Here is a 16,606-nt window from a genome sequence, read left to right as displayed (position 1 = left end):
TCCGTTTTATTGTCGAAACCCATTTCGAAAATAGGGGCGCTGTTCCTTGGACACAATGCACAGCGCCCCCTGTTATTTCGCGTCAAGCTATTCCAGCACGGCCTCAAGCTCCGTGTACCGTCCGGCCCGGATGTCCTCAGCCAGCCTGCCGGACAGGACGCCTCCCTCTACATTCACTGTGTTCCCGCTGCCGTCCTTCACGCTGATCCGCCGGATGACCGCGCGGTTCTCTCCGAACGTGTCGGCCCGCCGCTCATTGATATAGGTTACGTTAACCGAGCCAAGGAACCGGAACGAGAGTCTGCCGTCATCCCTGAACAGCCAGCCCGGAAGCGCCGGTGCAAGCTCCAGCACAAGGTCTCCGTCCGCACTCAGCCGGAAAGGGCGGCTTCCCGCCATCATGAGCGACCACATGCTCAGAAATTCCGCAGTCGAGCCGCTCAAGCGGGCGACAAAGCCGCGGCCGTGCACGCCGGGATCGGGATTAACGCTGCTGGCGATGAAGGAGGAATTCTCCAGCGTGCTGCGCCCGTAGACGGCGGGGTCCTGGAATGGTATCAGCGCGCGCTTGAATTCTTCATAGAACGTCCCGGTCAGCCCGGTCTTCAGCAGCTCGAGCACATATTTGTAGGACATGTGCAGAAATACCGATTCCCGCTCCAGCCAGCCCGGGGTGAACGCGCGGATACGGCCGATTTCCTGCGGCTGCTCCCCAAGGCTGACGGAGGTTTTGTACATGCCGAGCTTCTCGTCGTACAAGCCGCTGCTTCGCACCGCCCGGTAAATACCCTGCGCTTCCTCCTGACTTTCCGCGAGCTTCAGCCCGTGCACTGGCCCTTCCAGAAACGCCGGAAGCGCTTCGGCGCGGAACCGGCTAACCGACACCACCGGAAGTCCGTAAGGGCTAATGACCGGCCCTCCATCGCCGCTCTTCAGAGGCTCGTATTCCTCTGCCTCGAAGCGGAAGTAGGTAGGAACAAGGCCCCCGCCAAGCTTGACAGCCTTCGCGATCCCCTCATTCAGCCGCCCCAGAAACCGCTTGAAGACCGGCTCCAATGCCGCAAAGGCAATCTCCCGCTCGTCGCCGGACAGGCCGAACCGGATGCTCTCGCGGCAGCGCTCTCGCGCCGTCGCCAGCAGATCCCAGCATTCCAGATCGGAGATGTCCCCGTTCTCCCGGCAGGACAGAACCTTATCCGTCTCCGACAGCAGCTCCGCCATTTCCCGAGGCAGGCGAACCTTCCGTCCGGCAAGCTCTAAATCTCCAGCGCTCTCGACATTCCCTTCGCTTCCGGCGCACCCGATATTCCCGATACTTCCGGCGCTCCCGCTCTTCTCCTTGCTTTCCGCGCTAGTGGCCTTCCCTTCGCTTCCGACTCCCTCACCGTTCGTGGAACTTCCCTTAGTCCCGGCGTTTCCGGAGACATCTGCCCCGCCCGGCATTCCGGACAGCGCTTCCAGTATGAACAGCACAAGACGCTTCAATTCATAAGTTTCTCCCATGCCGGAGCCGAACAGAGCGGGAAGCCCGTTCATCGCATCATTCCAGCCCGGCTTATCCCCTTCCATCTCAACGCCCATGCCGTAAGGGTCGAGCGTCGTCATTTTGATCAAGGCCAGGGACAGCATTTTGGCAAACAGATCGGTGCGGTAGACCTCGCCCGTTCCGTGCTTCGTTCTCAGCCAGCGCGTGTCGGACATTCCGCCGCCAAGGCGCTCCAGCTTCTCGTCGTCGTGCACGGTGGAGCCGTACTGGCGCACCTTTCCGTCCTTGAGCACCATCTTTTCGCTGCGCGGCAGCACGCGGACGGGACTGTCGAAGAAGCGGCAGGTTCCCGGCGTATGCAGCAGCTCCTCCATTTTATCCGGAAAAACAGCACGGTAGCTGTCCACCAAATCCATATTGTAGGTCCAGTGATCGATCCAGTACCCTTCGCCAAAGCTTGCTTCAATATTTTGCATGGACAGACCCAGCAGCTTATCCAGAAGCTCCTCTTCGCTCACCTTAAGCATAATCTCGTGATCGCTGAGGTAATGGATGATCTGTCCCGGGGTAAACGGTTTGGCCGCTATGGCGGACAGCTCCCGGTGATGGCTGCCTACCGCATATTCCAGTAAGCCGACGAGCTTCGCTGCCCGTTCTTTCGGCACTTGGAAGGTGCTGCCCTTGACCTGCAGCGGATTATAGCCGTCCGCCTGAATAAGGCTGAAGAACATATAGATATTGAATGCGCCCGCTTCCGGATGGAACAAGACGTCGTTGCGGCGGTTCTGGTTCATATCCCGGAAATTGCCGTTGCCTTGGGAATAATATTCCGGAGCCAGTGAGAAAAAGTTATAATCCCGCTCCAGATCCCCATGCTTCCGTGAGAACAAGTGGTATATTTTGGCCTCCGGCCCTTGGCCGAACACCACGGGATAGCCGCCGCGCAGCACATTGTCGAGATAGCTCTGCCGGCAGTAAGCGTCGAACATCGTTGACGAAGTGGAGGTCGCGATATCGTCGGTAATTTGGTCCGCCAGTCTGGCAGCCTCCTCCCGCTTGGAGCGAAAATATTCCGCCCGGCAGAGACGGCCGGTCTGGGACTGGATGATTCCGATATCGCGCGTATGTCCAATCATCGCGTACAGGTTCAAGCTCTCGCCAGGAACCAGCCTGGCCGCCGTGCCGCTAAAGGCACAGGGAACCTTGTTCGCGGTAATCTGCGGCATCGCCCCGAGCTCTTCCAGAGAAGCGCGCGCGAATGAGGCCGGATACACAAGGGAAGTATTGTGTCCGAAGACGACTTCATAATCAACGATCGGCGGAAGAAGCTCTTCCTCGCCGCTGAACGCAAAATAGAAATGCCCTCCCTTAATCTCACGAACCTCGGCCTCATCCTTGGTGCTGGAACGCAGCTTGAAGAAGGGCACGGCGTTCTCCAGATTGTAGATCTCCATCCAGCTGCGGAGCAGGTTGCCCATTTCCTTGTATCCGGCATTGTCGATTCCGTAGGGCAGAAGCTCGGGAAGGCCGTCCAGCACCTCCAGCGACATCGGCGATGCCGACTGATTCGTGATTTCCACATGTCTCGCCAGCGCGGCGAACTCGTCGCCCGGCATGTTAAAGTATACGATTTTTACCTGAAGGTTCAGGGTAAGGTTCGTCTCTTCGATCACCAGCTCGTTGCGCCCGATTCTCATCGTCCGGCGGATGGAAGGGTCCTCGCCTTGATCCAGGAACGGTTCGTAGACGGCGCCGCCAAGCTTGACGAACGTCCGGAAGCCGCTGAGCGGTACGTTCTTGTAGCTGATGCTTGCCGGGGAGAACTCCATGATGGGCGAATTCTTGTCCCGGACGCCGAAGCTTGCAATTCCCTGACCCCGGTTGACGTAGAACGTCCACATCGGGATGCCCCTCGGTCCGGCAAGACCGGGCAGGAAGCTGGCGAAGGTCTTGGCTTTATCGAATTCCTCTATGACAAAATGCTGATTCTCCACATAATAGGCTGGCATTGGTTAACCTCTCTTTCGTGTGGACAGCCGATGGACGTCAGTTCTCAAGCACATAAGTTGCGATCGAGTGTGCGGGCAGGCTGGTTTCAGCCAATTTTCCGCCGCAGCCCAGCGTGAATGTCTGCATGTCCTCGCTCTCATTCATGACAATCACCGCCAGCGTTCCGTCCGGATTGCGGAAGGAGGCGGATTGCAGGTTGCTCCGGGAGAGTGCCTGCCCGATCCGAACTGCACCAGGGGCAACGAATTTGCTGAAATGCCCGATATAGTAATAGGAGCTGGTGTAATGAATCTCTCCCGTTCGGGTATCTGCAATGACCGGTGCGTCGCACAGATTGTTCACATGATTCGGGCCGCCCGTCTCGTCGAGCACCAGATTCCAGTCCAGATAGCCCTCCATCCAGTTGTTGAAGTCGCCGATCATGTTCCGGCCATAGCGTTCACCGGTCTCCCAGGAACCGAGATGTACGCCGCCCTCCTGGCAGCCTTCCGTGAACAGCAGATGCTTATCCGGGAACAGCTCATGAACCTTGCCCACCTGATCGAAGGCCTCGCTGACATACCAGTGGAGGCCGGTTCCCCATACGTATTTGGCCGCTTCCGGATCATTCAGGATGGTCGAGGCGCGCTCCACAACAATGTCGCGGTTATGGTCCCAGACCAGAATGTTGACGTTCTCCAGCCCCTCGAGGTGCATGATCGGCCCCAGATAGTCCCTGACAAAATCGCGCTCTTCCTCCGCCGTATATTCGCAGGAATCCCAAGTCTGCTTGGCGGCCGGCTCGTTCTGCACCGTGATGCCCCAGATCGGCACTCCCTCAGCCTCATAAGCCCGGATAAACTTGGCGTAGTAATTTGCCCATGCCTGCCGGTATTCCGGCTTCAACTTGCCCCCGTTGTTCATTTCGCCATTCGTCTTCATCCAGGCCGGGGGACTCCACGGAGAGGCCAGCAGCGTGAAGGCGCCGCCTTTTACCCCCATCGCATCCTTAATCAGCGGCAGCACCCACTGACGGTCATGGGAAATATCGAAGCTCTCCAGCTCCACATCGTGATCCTTCACATAGGTATAATTGCCGAGCGCGAAATCGCAGCTGTGGATATGGACCCGGCCCAAGGTGTAGCCAAGCCCGTTCACGGGATCGAAATACCGGCCGATGATTTCCCGGCGCTTCTCTTCTCCGATCCGCGACAGCGTGTACGCCGCCGCTTCGGTAAAAGCGCCTCCAAAGCCGAGGATTGTCTGGTAGGAAACCGTTGGAATCAGCTCCAGATCGGCGGACTGCCCCGGCGTCTTGTCTGTAAAGCTCAGCGTACCGCGGTTGGAAAGACGGTCATTCGTGTCACGGCTGGTCAAAATAATGGTTCCGCTTGTCATAAGTAACGCTCCTTTTCTGAATTACTGAAATTCGGGAGAATACGGTGGATCAAAAAGGCTGATGAACGAATCGAAATGGGTTTCGTAAAAGTCAGCGAGACATCCCGGGGATGTCTTGTTAAATGCCGCTTTCACTTGTTGAAATGCCGCCCTCAATATAAGTATGCGGCTGAATGAGCGATTAACCCGCTAGCGCCGGCCTAATTCTCCTTACAGGGGCTTGCAGGAATCGCGGACAATCAGCTCCACCGGCAGCACAGCCGCTTCCGGCGCGCGGACCGTCTCGATTGATTGGATCAGCATATCCGCCGCTCTCTTGCCGATGCTGCTGATATCCTGACGGATCGTAGTCAAGGCCGGCGTTACCAGCCCGGCAGCTTCGATATCGTCGAAGCCGATGACGGACAGGTCCTCCGGAACCTTCAGGCCCCGCTCCTGCGCAGCTTTGATGGCTCCAAGGGCCAGATTGTCCCCTGCCGCCAGCACAGCGGTCGGCGGCTGGTCCAGATCCAGGAGCAGACTCATCGCCGCGTAACCGTCACGGGTGGAGAAATGCTCTCCTCCTGTAACGATATAATCCTCCCGCTTCCCCAGCTTCAGTCTACCGACGGCCATCTCGTAGCCAAGCCTCCGCTGGCGTCCCGCAAATGTTCCTTCTCCCCCGGATATATGGGCGATATGGCGGTGCCCCAATTCATGCAAATACTGAACAGCCAGGAAGCTGCCGTTGACATTATCGGAGCAGACCGTTCCCGCCTTCCTTGATTCGTAATCCAGAATGACGCAGGGAAGCCCGCTGTCCACCAGTTCCTCCACCCCGGGGTCCAGGGCGTCCGCCAGCACAATCACGACGCCGTCAACACTTCTAAACCGGCAGTGCTCCAAATAGCTGCTGCTCTTCCCCCCGATGTTGCCGGAGATGAACATAAGGTCATACCCTCCGGCTTCCGCCGTCCGCTTGAAGCTGTCGAGAACGCCATTAAAGAACGGATGCCGAATCCCCATCCCGGAGAACTCATTGAACAGAATGCCGATGGTCCAGGACTTCTTGGTCATCAGCGTCCGCGCGTGAGAATTGGGCAAATACCCCATCTCCTTCGCGGCATCCAGAATTTTGTTCTTGGTCTTCTCGCTCACGTCGCTGTAGTGGTTGAACACCTTGGAGACAGTTGTCGGCGAATAGCCGGTCGCCTTGGCGATGTCGTAGATGGTAATCAAGCCTTGTCACCTCCTTTTCGAAATCCATTTCGTTCGAGTGAAGTGTAACGGCTTCCATCTCAAAAGTCAATGATTAAAGTTCCGGGACCGCAAGCTGCACCAACACAAAAAACGCCGCCCGGCACGAGCCGCTGTCTGGCGGCTGCGCTGCTGTCGGCGGCGTCTTGATCTTCGGACCTGCGTACCAGGTCCCTGCCTATCAAACTGATGTCCTGCGTCCTTGTTACTCCGCGCTCTTCCCGGGTTTGTAGTACTTCGTCTTGAATTCGTCGAATGTGACATTATCCGTCTTGCCCGCCTCAAACGACTCATGGACATATTTCCAGTATGCAATCAGATCTGCATGTCTTCCCTGGTAAGTGTCCGGAATCTGGTACAGGGCTTCCACCGATTTCGCGTCGTCCCCATCCTGTCCGTAAATATTGTACTGGGCGAACAGATACATAGCCTTCAATTCTTCATCCGGATTCGAAACGGCCTTCACCAGTGCGGCGATCGTCTCATAGTCCTCATCCTGCAGCGATTTGTCGATCTTCGCCCACAGCTGCTTGTTGTCCTGACTGCTTGTTCCTGCGGGCTTGGTGGAGGGCTGAGCCTGTGCCTGTGTCTGCGCCGAAGCGGCTGGCGAAGGCGATGGTTCCGGCGAAGGCGAAGCGGGAACTGCCGATGCCTGCGGAGAAGGTGCGACCGGCGCGGCGGAAGCCGCCGGAGCGCTGCTCGCGTCCGAAGGCGACACCGACACAGCTGGCACGGCCGATTCAGCCGCCTGCCGCGGTGCAATTGCTCCGCCGCCGCAGCCTGTGGCGGCAAGGAGAAGAATGAGAACTGCCATGCTTTGTAGTTTTTTCATGTATGACCCCTGCTTTTTAATATATATAAGAATGGATAAGCGGCGTGCTTGTCCCGATTCTTCTTTTTACAGGAAAACACTAACCTAATAGTAACACTAAAAAACGGCAAAAAACAGCAAAAAACCAGCCCCGCGCACAGAAACGCACAAAGCTGGCCTCATGCTCCGATGGGAACCTTATCAGAACGCCAGTTCGACTGAACCGTCTTCGTAAATATCGACCCGCTGGGCGCAGAGCAGCATGCCAAGTCCGTTGGCAAAGCCCTTTTCCTTGATATCCTGCTCCCGGCGCTCCCATCTCGGGCGGTCATGGATGATATCGTACAGGTAGTAGAACTCATCTTCCGTCGCCGTCTTCATTTTCTCCACAAAAATAAAGTCCTCGCCGAACAGCGAGCTGAACCAGCCTGCCGCTTCTTCATGTGCCGAGAACTTGGGAAGGTCAGCCTGAAACTGCTTGGACAGAAAATTCTGCTGAAGTCTGCCCTTCTTCTCGTAATAGCTGCTGAGTGTCTCTGCGTTAATCACTGCACATCGCCCCTTTTCCTGAGTTGCCGCCTGAGTCATGCCAAATTTTTATGAAAATTTTATCGTATTTCAGAAAAAGGGGATATGATTTAACGCATGTCTTCCGTCTTCTTCAGAAACGCCCGTACAGCCCGGATGTAGGCTTCAGGTTCCTCCAAATAGCCTGAGTGCGAGCTGTTCTCCAAAATATGCAGCGAGGCTCCAGGAACCAGCGAACGGTAATAGGCCGTCGACTCCGGCGACGCCTCATCGTAACGGCCGCACAGAAAGAGCGACGGCAGATCCAGCTCATGCAGCCTTGGTGTACAGTCGTAGGTCTTCAGAATGCCGGTCGGTGTGAACTCGGAAGGTCCCCACATCGCCATATACACTTCCCGGTTGGCTTTGGCGCGGCTCTCCGCCGCCAGGGGGGACGGCTGTTCCAGCCGGTTCACATGCCTGCGGTAATATTCCTTCATCGCGGCCTCGTATTCCTCCGAATCGGTCGTTCCGTGCGCCTCATGATGACCGATGACCGCCTGCGTCTCGGCAGGCAGCAGGGCCAGGAAACCGTCGGCATCCCGTTTCCACAGCTCTGCGCTCAGGCAAGGGCTGGAGAAAATGACGCTGCGCACGCCGGATGGCGCACAATCCAGAAGATAGGAAGCCGCCAGTATCGTCCCCCATGAATGTCCAAGCAGATGGACCTCGTCCAGGCCAAGCTGCTGCCTGATGCAGGCAAGCTCCTCGGTAAATCGCCCGGTCGTCCAGAGCGAGGGATCAGCCGGTCTCTCCGAATTACCCGATCCCAATTGATCGTAGAACAGCACCGGCCGTTCATCAGCCAGCACATGGAGCGTAGACTTCAGCAGCAGATGCGATCCGCCCGGTCCGCCGTGCATAACGATGAGCGGGACACCGCTATTCTCCTCTCCAGTCAGGCTGTACCAGACCTTTCCGCCCGGCACGTCGACATATCCTTCACGCTGTCTCATCCTGTATGCTCACCATTTTCCTTTCTTGATTCCGTCTGTCCCTATACCATATAGGATGGCCATGCGGAGGTAAAGCCCCAGAGCCAGGCCGGGCACTCTACAGCACAAGAGCTGCTTGCACCTCCGAAATGACAGTGAGCCGAAGAACGGCTCCCCATTCCCGGCTCTACTCCAGCTTCAGTATGCTCTTCCAGGCGTCTTCAATCCTCTGCGCTCCCTCTCGGGGAGTCTCGCGTCCCAGCAGCATCGCGTTCAGATTCGTTGTGAAATCGCGGTACAGCTTGGAGCTCTCCGGTATCATGGGCTGGCTGCGCGCCAATGATAGCTGTTCCTTGAAGCTCTGCAGCAGATAATTCGAACTCAGCCGAGGGTCCGCGTACACATCGCTGCGGGTCGGCAGCGTCTGGAACGACAGGCTCTGCCTGGCCTGGACCTCTTCGCTCGTCAGGAAGGAGATCAGCTCATAGCTCTCCTTCGGATGCTCGCTGTATCGATTAATGACGAGGCTGTGGCCGCCGATTGGGGAGCCCTGTCCGGCGGGACCTCTCGGAATGGGGGCGACACCGAGGTTATCCGGATCGGTGAATTCCTTGGTCTTCAGCAGATCAGCCACCGCCCAGGGGCCGTTGATAACCATCGCGGCCTTGCCCACGCCGAAGTCATGCATCATCGTATCGTACCAGCCTTCGAAGCTCGCGTAGGGCTGTGAAGCTCCCTCTGTCCGCAGCTCCCGCATGAACGCAAAGGCCTTCTGCGAGCCGGTCGAGGAGATTTCAATCTTCCGGTCGGCGGTTACCGTATCACCTCCGAACGCCCATACGAAAGGAAGCGCAAAATAGGAATCCTCGGTGACATAAAGACCATATCTCTCCGGACCGGACAGCGCTTTAGCCATCGCCATCAGCTCGTCCATCGTCTGCGGCGGATGGTCGTAGCCCGCCTCCTTCAGATGGGCTTTATTGTACATCAGCGCCGGAACCTCCATTACGGAGGGTAGTCCGTAGACCTGTCCCTGATAGGTGACCGCGGACAGCGCGGTCGGCACGAATCGGGACAGCTCCCGGGCTTGCGCCAGCTGATCCAGCGGCATAATAATGTCGAGATCGGCATAATCGGGAATCCAGGTATTATCCGCCCGGAGCACATCAATGCTCTGGCCGCCCAGAATGGCAGTCTTATATTCATTGCTGGCAGATGACAGCGCTTTCTCAATAAGGATGACGGAGATATTGGGATGGGCGTCCTCAAACTCCGCGATCACCTGACGGAAGAAATGCGATTCCGACTCCGAAGTCGTCGTCCAGAACACCAATTGCACAGGTTCATCGGCGTTCCCCTTGGCGCTGCAGGACAGCAGCAGCAGGACAATCGCCAGAAGCGGCAGCGCAGCTCTAAGCTTCATAACGCGGGCCTTCCTTTCTTCATCGGCCTTTGACCAGGCCGCTAAAATCCCTGGCCGTGGACGCAGGTCCGGTTCCGTCCGCCCGACTTGGCCTGATAGAGCGCTTCATCAGCCTGCCCCAGCAGGATTTCGGGGCTTGCTGTGAGCGCGGCGGGCATAGCCGCTACTCCAAGGCTCAGCGTTATGAAGGCCTCAATCTTCGAGCCTTCATGCGGGATGCGCTCCCCGGCAACGGCCTTCCGGAGCGACTCTGCGATGCCGGCTGCGTCGTCAAGCGTCCGGTCCGGCAGCAGTACAACAAACTCTTCGCCGCCGTAGCGGGCAACGAAGCCCTGTCCCCGGATCTGCTCCAGCAGAATGCCTGCTACCCGTTTCAGGCAGGCATCCCCGGCTTGATGTCCATACTGATCATTGTAAAACTTGAAGTAATCGATATCCACCAGGATAATGGCGAGCGAACGGTCGCCGGTTGACAGAAGCTCCCACTCCCGGACCAGCGTCTCATCATAACAGCGCCGGTTCGGAATCCCTGTGAGGCCGTCAAGCAAAGACAGATGGTATAGAAAATGATTGGAGTCGATGACCGACCGCAGCGACTCTTTCATCATATTGAAGGATTCCGCCAACTCGGCAAGCTCGTCTCCGCCTTTGAAGGATAGATCCGCGACGCGCAGATTGCCGCCGGCTACCGCCTGTGCCGAGTTCTTGAGATGCCGGATTCGTCGGGTAAGATGGCTCGACAGTACGATCGCAACGGCAATGGACAGTAATACCGCCAGCGCAGTCAGCGTAAGATTGATGAACCGGATAATCTCTCCGTTGTGTTCGATCGTCGTCCTGTACGTCTCCGTATCGGCCTTCTCCCTCACATAGAAGCTGTGCAAAGAGAACGCAATGGGATCAAAGCTGTCTCTGGAGGAAATTTCACGCGCTTCTTCAACGCGCCCATCCTTCTTCATCTGAATAAGCTGGTTGCTCTCCTTCATGTATGACGCCCATTTTTGCTTGAAGCTATTAATCTGGGAGCCGTCCTCCGCCTCCTGGATCATGGCGCTGAGACGGATCAGCTCCTCGCTGACGTACTGAACGCCGGAATCGAAGCTGGTCTTGAATTCATCCTCTACATAAATAGGCGCAATCAGATAGCGCGCCAGGTTGTCGTTCGCCGTTCTGGCGAACAGATTCAGCCGCTGAACGCTCTCCATCCGCTGCTCCGATTCCAGAATGCTGCGCGTCAGATTGACATTGCGCTGCGACAGATAGGTCGAGACGGCAGCGGTAATCAGAAACAACACGATGATTATACTGAATCCAAGATATAGCTTGCTTCGAATGGATAATCTCATCGATCAGCACCCCGGCTGCTTTCAGTATGTTAGTTATTATATCGGTAGGACTTTAGTCGTAATGAAGCCAAAAATCCGCTGCTTCTCCTTATTCCCTTGCATTTCACACTAGGATAAATGACTCAGGGCATCTATTCAGTGCAGATCGTAATATCCCTAACTCGTCTACCAACCGGACCGACACAGCAACGAGCTCAGGAAGCGGAGATTCCGGTGTGCAAGCTGGAGATTATTTACCCGGAAGTCAATGTCCTACCTCTCAGTGCATGAGCCGGTCCAGGGTCGCCGCCGCTGATATGGGCTAAATAGCTGAAGAGGCTGCCGTACGTGACGGCAGCCTTTTTTTCCAATTGCGCTATTTGCGAACTGTGTGTATGAACTTCTCCAATGGAGCGGTGTCGGTAATACTGTCATTGCATTCCCGGTTATCCAGGCATATATAATGGCCGAATCGAGAGAGATTATCCTGCGACATGCCGGCAGCCTTGGTCTGCACCGAGAAGAATGCAAGCTCGTGATGCCGGTTGCAGAACAGGCAGTACCCTTTCTTGTTGGTCGGCGTAAGCCTTCCTTCGATGCCGATGAACTGTCCGCCGTGCGGATATACGATGAACAACTTGTTCGTGGCAATATCCGTCCAGCCCAGATAGGTCACATACCGCAAGTCGATGGATGCCAGATCCGGTATTTTCAGTTTTTTATTTTTAGGGAATAGCTTCTGAATCTGCTTCGGCGTAATCGGCGGAAAAGGCTCCAGGCAAGGTTCCAAAGCGCTAAGATATCTTTGGAAATCATAAGCCGACTCCAAGACCGATATTTGTCCCAGCATCCCCTTCTGATCCTCGGATAGACTGGGAAATGCCTCGACAATGTTCATGACGGCCCGATGTCTTACGGTCTCCAGAACGCTCCGGTCCGCAACGCTGCGCAGTGTCTTCTGAAGGAATTCCGCTTGCTTCTTAATAACATTAAATTGGTGGTTTCTAATAAATGGTGTATTCATAGCTTCTCAGCCCCTTATTATTATTGAACAAGACAATAAGGTGCAAAGCCCGTTATTAGAAACGATAAAGTCAGTTTGGGCGATCGAATTCATTCCACCGCACCCCACGCAAAGTATCGCCCCTAATCAGGCTCTGCATGAGGACTTCCTAGCCAATGAGCAATTCGGTATTGCCAACGGTAAGACCCCCTAACACATACGGATGGGAGAAGTATAGCAAAAATCGCCACCGGGTACAATTGATCCCCGTCTACGGATCACCAACCCCCAGACTCCTTTACACTCAGCGCCCCAAACCATGCAGCACCTTAAAATCCTCCGGGCTCATGCCGGTATGCCGCTTGAAGACCGCGCAGAAATAGCTGGCATTCTCATAGCCGACAAGGGCGGCAATTTCGTAGATTTTTCGGCCGGCTTCGCTGAACATCAGCTTCTTGCTCCGGTTGATGCGCTCCTGAGTGACATATGTTAGCGGCCGCATCTTCAGCGTCTTCTGAAAAAGCCTGCACAGGTACTGGGGCGAAACCCCGGCTATGTCCGCCAGTTCGGCGAGCGGCAGGGGGCGCTCCAGGTTCCCTGCGATATGCCTCAGGACAGGCCGTATTCGCTCCATCCCGTAATCCCGGTTCATTGGTGCGGGCAGAAGCTTCTTCAAATCCAGCAACAGCTGATACAGCAGCTTGGAGCATTCCGCTTCGAATTCCTCTTCCCCCTCTTCCAGCACAAGCATTTGCTGCAGCTCGTTCAGCAGGGAATCCCGCCTGAGATTGGCGGCCCCCGACTCATTCACTCCCGCATACGCCAGCAGCTGCCGGGCTTCTCTGCCCTGAAACGACACCCAGGCGAGCTCCCAGCGGTCGCTGATCGGTGTATAGCGGTGCGGAATTTCCGGAAACAGGAAAAAAACATCCCCGGGACCAACTGTCAGCTCCTTCTCCCCGATGATGAGCCTTCCCTGTCCGTTTAGCACCTGATGGAGCTGAAAATCGGGAAAGCCCGACGTCCGGATCGTCTCCGTCTGATGCTCCCAATACCCGGCCGTCGTCATATAGAGCGGCAGCAAGGACGTTTCATCCGACTTTCCGAAGATCATTTTGGACTCCATTTCCAGCCTCTCCTTAGTTTCATATTTTGATATTTTCAGATAATATTCTTTATTTTCTAAGCCATTATTCAATCATATAATGTTAATATTATACGATCTATAAGAAGGAGTTGCTACTATGCGCACCAAACTGGCTTATACGGCGCCGGCTAACGGCTACCCGGAATGGAACAACAATCCGGAGATTTTCCAATTGGGAAGGCTTAAGGCTCATTCTTCCATGATGCCTTTCCCCGGCGTCCCGGAAGCGCTGGCCCGCGATGCGGCATCTTCGCCGTTCTACCGGTCCCTGAACGGGACCTGGAAGTTCGCCTTTGCGGAGACACCGGAGCAGCGAATTCAATCCTTTTATGAAATGAACTACGACTCCAGCGGCTGGGGTGATATGCCTGTTCCCTCCCACTGGCAGCTTCAGGGGTATGATTACCCTCAATATACGAATGTCCGTTATCCCTGGGCGGAATCCGAGCCGGAGTTAAACCCCCCGTATGCCCCAACACGCTACAATCCGGTCGGCTCATACATCCGTACATTTAGTGTTCCCGACGACTGGAAGGGCCGTCCCGTGTTCATCAGCTTCCAGGGTGTCGAGTCCGCCTTCTACGTCTGGGTGAACGGGGAGCTTGTCGGCTATGGCGAGGACACCTTCACCCCATCGGAATTCGACCTCACGCCGTATCTTCGAGACGGCGAGAACAAGCTCGCAGTCGAAGTATACCGCTGGTGTGACGCCAGCTGGCTGGAGGATCAGGATTTCTGGCGGCTGAGCGGCATTTTCCGCGACGTGTACCTGTATTCGCCGCCTTCCGTCTTTATCTCGGACTTCTTCGCCCGTCCCGAGCTGGATGCCGAATACCGGGATGCGGAGCTGCAACTGGATGTTGAGCTGACGAACTATTGGGACGAGTCTGCCGGTTCCGTTACGGTGGAAGCGCAGCTGTATGACGCCCATGGCAGAGCCGTACTGGAGCAGCCGCTTGCCGCCGCTGCTTCCCTCGCAGGTGAAGAAGACTGCAAGCTCAAGCTGTCGGCCGAGATCCGAAATCCGCTGAAATGGAGCGCCGAAGCGCCGAATCTGTATACGCTGGTAGTGACGCTGAAAGACAGCGATGGCGGCATTCTGGAAGCCGTCAGCTGCCGGACCGGATTCCGCAAGTTCGAGCTGAAGGACGGCCTGATGAAGATCAACGGCAAGCGGATCGTCTTCAAAGGCGTCAACCGGCATGAATTCTCGGCGGATGCCGGCCGGGCTCTCGGCAAGGCGGAGATGATCCGGGATATCGAGCTTATGAAGGCCTTTAATGTGAACGCGGTCCGGACTTCTCATTATCCGAACCAGTCTATCTGGTATGAGCTCTGCGACGAATACGGCCTCTATGTCATTGACGAGACCAACCTGGAGACGCATGGCTCCTGGAAATACGGGCAGCAGGAGCTGGGCGAGTTCACCGTGCCGGCAAGCCGTCCGGAATGGCTCGCCAATGTGCTGGATCGCTGCAACTCGATGTTCCAGCGGGATAAGAATCATCCTTCGATTATCATCTGGTCGCTCGGCAACGAATCGTTCGGGGGTGACAGCTTCATCGCCATGCACGACTTCCTGAAGGAAGCCGATCCGACAAGACTCGTCCACTATGAAGGCATCTTCCATTATAGACCTTCCGAGGCGGCCAGCGATATTGAATCAACGATGTATATCAAGCCCCCCCAGGTTGAGGAATACGCGCGCAGCAATCCGAAGAAGCCGTATATTCTGTGCGAATACGCCCATGCCATGGGGAACTCCCTGGGCGGACTCCATCTGTACTGGGAGCTGTTCGACCGCTATGATATTTTGCAGGGCGCATTCATCTGGGACTGGGTTGACCAGGCGATCCGGACGACAACTGCCGACGGTGTGGAGTATCTCGCTTACGGCGGAGACTTCGGCGAATCGCCGCATGACGGGGATTTCTGCGGCAACGGCCTGATTTTTGCCGACCGGACGATTTCGCCGAAGCTGTATGAAGTGAAGAAATGCTATCAGGATGTGCGATTCGAGGCGGCCGATCTGCGTGAAGGGCTTATTCGCATCCGCAATCAGTATCTGTTCACCGATCTCGGCGTCTATGAGTTAGCCTGGAAGGTCGAGCATGACGGATCAGCCGTTCAAAGCGGTACGCTGCAGATTGCAGCAGCTCCCGGCGAAACGGTAGACGTGAAGATCCCATACACTACTGCGTTCGAGACGGATCAAGAAGCCGTATTGACGGTGTCCCTCGTGACAAAAGAGGCTCAGGCATGGGCTGAAGCCGGGCATGAGGTCGCCTGGGAACAGTTTATTCTGTCTCCCCGTGTCCGCCGCGCACTGTCCGCCTTTGCGGAAGGAACGGCCGAGATGATAAGCTCCAGCGATGAGCTCCTTATCGACTGCGGCAAAGCGGCTGTCCGCTTCAGCCAGGTTACCGGCGATCTGGTCTCCTATCAATGGGAGAACAGCGAGCTGCTTGCAGGTCCGGCGAGACCGAACTTCTGGAGAGCGATGACCGACAACGACTGCGGCAACAAGCTGCCGGAGCGCTCCGCCTTCTGGCGGTCCGCCCTGTCGGAGCGTCGGCTCACCGGCTTCAGCCAGCGCATGGAGGGCGGAACCGCTGTGGTTCAGGCGGATTACACATGGGAGAGCCATCCTTCCTGCACGCTGTCGCTGACCTACCGCATCGCTGCGGATGGAGCCATCGAGGTTCGACAGGCGCTGAACCCCGGAACCGGCCTTGCCCAGCTTCCGGAATTCGGTTACCTCTTCCCGCTGACAGGGCAGCTGGACACGGTATCCTGGTACGGCAGAGGCCCGCATGAGAATTACTGGGACCGCCAGACCGGGGCACGTCTCGGCTCCTACAGCGGCGCTGTCCGGGACCAGTTCGTCCCTTACCTGAAGCCGCAGGAATGCGGCAACAAGACGGACGTTCGCTTCGCCGAGATGTCGCAGAGCGCCGGCGGAGCCGGCCTGCGGTTCGAGGCGGATATCCCGTTTGAGCTGTGCGCCCTGCCGTGGTCGCCGCTCGAACTGGAAGCCCATGACCATGCCTACAAGCTGCCGACAAGCGACAAGACGATTCTCCGGGTCAATTACAAGCAGATGGGTGTCGGCGGAGACGACAGCTGGGGAGCGCCGACCCATGAGGAATTTACATTGCCGGCGAACCGGCCATATGTGTTCACCTTCACGTTCTCGCCGCGTCCTTAAGGAAGCAGGAAACGGGACGCAGCGTAAGAAAAGATAAGAAAGGCTCCTATCGAAGTCTCATCGAAGATGTTGCCGAAT

Annotated in this window: 11 protein-coding genes; 1 reads left to right on the top strand and 10 read right to left on the bottom strand. The window is 56.4% G+C overall.

Annotated features, from left to right (window positions below):
* Nucleotides 1-87 precede the first annotated feature (87 nt).
* The 10 genes from KIH86_RS22325 to KIH86_RS22280 all read right to left on the bottom strand — a co-directional run bounded on the left by KIH86_RS22325 (nt 88) and on the right by KIH86_RS22280 (nt 13,299).
* On the bottom strand, nt 88-3,495 hold the full coding sequence (locus tag KIH86_RS22325; RefSeq protein WP_223083528.1) for a cellobiose phosphorylase: 3,408 nt from the start codon (nt 3,493-3,495) through the stop codon (nt 88-90).
* A 37-nt stretch (nt 3,496-3,532) separates the two neighbouring features.
* Nucleotides 3,533-4,873: a glycoside hydrolase family 30 protein gene (locus tag KIH86_RS22320; protein WP_223083527.1), complete on the bottom strand. Its 1,341-nt coding sequence runs from the start codon at nt 4,871-4,873 to the stop codon at nt 3,533-3,535.
* Nucleotides 4,874-5,083: 210 nt separating this feature from the next.
* Nucleotides 5,084-6,091, bottom strand: a complete 1,008-nt coding sequence (locus KIH86_RS22315; protein WP_223083526.1) for a LacI family DNA-binding transcriptional regulator — start codon at nt 6,089-6,091, stop codon at nt 5,084-5,086.
* 223 nt (nt 6,092-6,314) lie between these two features.
* The gene (locus KIH86_RS22310) at nt 6,315-6,941 is read right to left on the bottom strand and encodes a hypothetical protein (RefSeq protein ID WP_223083525.1); all 627 of its coding nucleotides are present in this window, start codon (nt 6,939-6,941) and stop codon (nt 6,315-6,317) included.
* Between the two features lie 180 nt (nt 6,942-7,121).
* A complete protein-coding gene (locus KIH86_RS22305; protein WP_223083524.1) occupies nt 7,122-7,469 on the bottom strand; it encodes a hypothetical protein in 348 nt (115 codons plus the stop codon).
* Nucleotides 7,470-7,558: 89 nt separating this feature from the next.
* Complete coding sequence (locus KIH86_RS22300) at nt 7,559-8,443, bottom strand: proline iminopeptidase-family hydrolase (RefSeq protein WP_223083523.1); 885 nt, start codon at nt 8,441-8,443, stop codon at nt 7,559-7,561.
* Between the two features lie 166 nt (nt 8,444-8,609).
* The gene (locus KIH86_RS22295; protein WP_223083522.1) at nt 8,610-9,845 is read right to left on the bottom strand and encodes an extracellular solute-binding protein; all 1,236 of its coding nucleotides are present in this window, start codon (nt 9,843-9,845) and stop codon (nt 8,610-8,612) included.
* A gap of 41 nt (nt 9,846-9,886) precedes the next feature.
* On the bottom strand, nt 9,887-11,191 hold the full coding sequence (locus KIH86_RS22290; protein WP_223083521.1) for a diguanylate cyclase: 1,305 nt from the start codon (nt 11,189-11,191) through the stop codon (nt 9,887-9,889).
* 355 nt (nt 11,192-11,546) lie between these two features.
* The gene (locus tag KIH86_RS22285) at nt 11,547-12,194 is read right to left on the bottom strand and encodes a FusB/FusC family EF-G-binding protein (RefSeq protein ID WP_223083520.1); all 648 of its coding nucleotides are present in this window, start codon (nt 12,192-12,194) and stop codon (nt 11,547-11,549) included.
* A 283-nt stretch (nt 12,195-12,477) separates the two neighbouring features.
* On the bottom strand, nt 12,478-13,299 hold the full coding sequence (locus KIH86_RS22280) for an AraC family transcriptional regulator (RefSeq protein ID WP_223083519.1): 822 nt from the start codon (nt 13,297-13,299) through the stop codon (nt 12,478-12,480).
* A gap of 118 nt (nt 13,300-13,417) precedes the next feature.
* Here KIH86_RS22280 and KIH86_RS22275 point away from each other — a divergent pair, with 118 nt between their 5' ends.
* Nucleotides 13,418-16,528, top strand: coding sequence for a glycoside hydrolase family 2 TIM barrel-domain containing protein (locus tag KIH86_RS22275; protein WP_223083518.1), 3,111 nt, complete (start codon nt 13,418-13,420; stop codon nt 16,526-16,528).
* Nucleotides 16,529-16,606 lie beyond the last annotated feature (78 nt).

Origin of the sequence: Paenibacillus sinensis (genome assembly GCF_019904155.1) — a bacterium.
GTDB lineage: Bacteria > Bacillota > Bacilli > Paenibacillales > Paenibacillaceae > Paenibacillus_AQ > Paenibacillus_AQ sinensis.
This window is presented reverse-complemented; position numbering and strand designations above follow the sequence as displayed.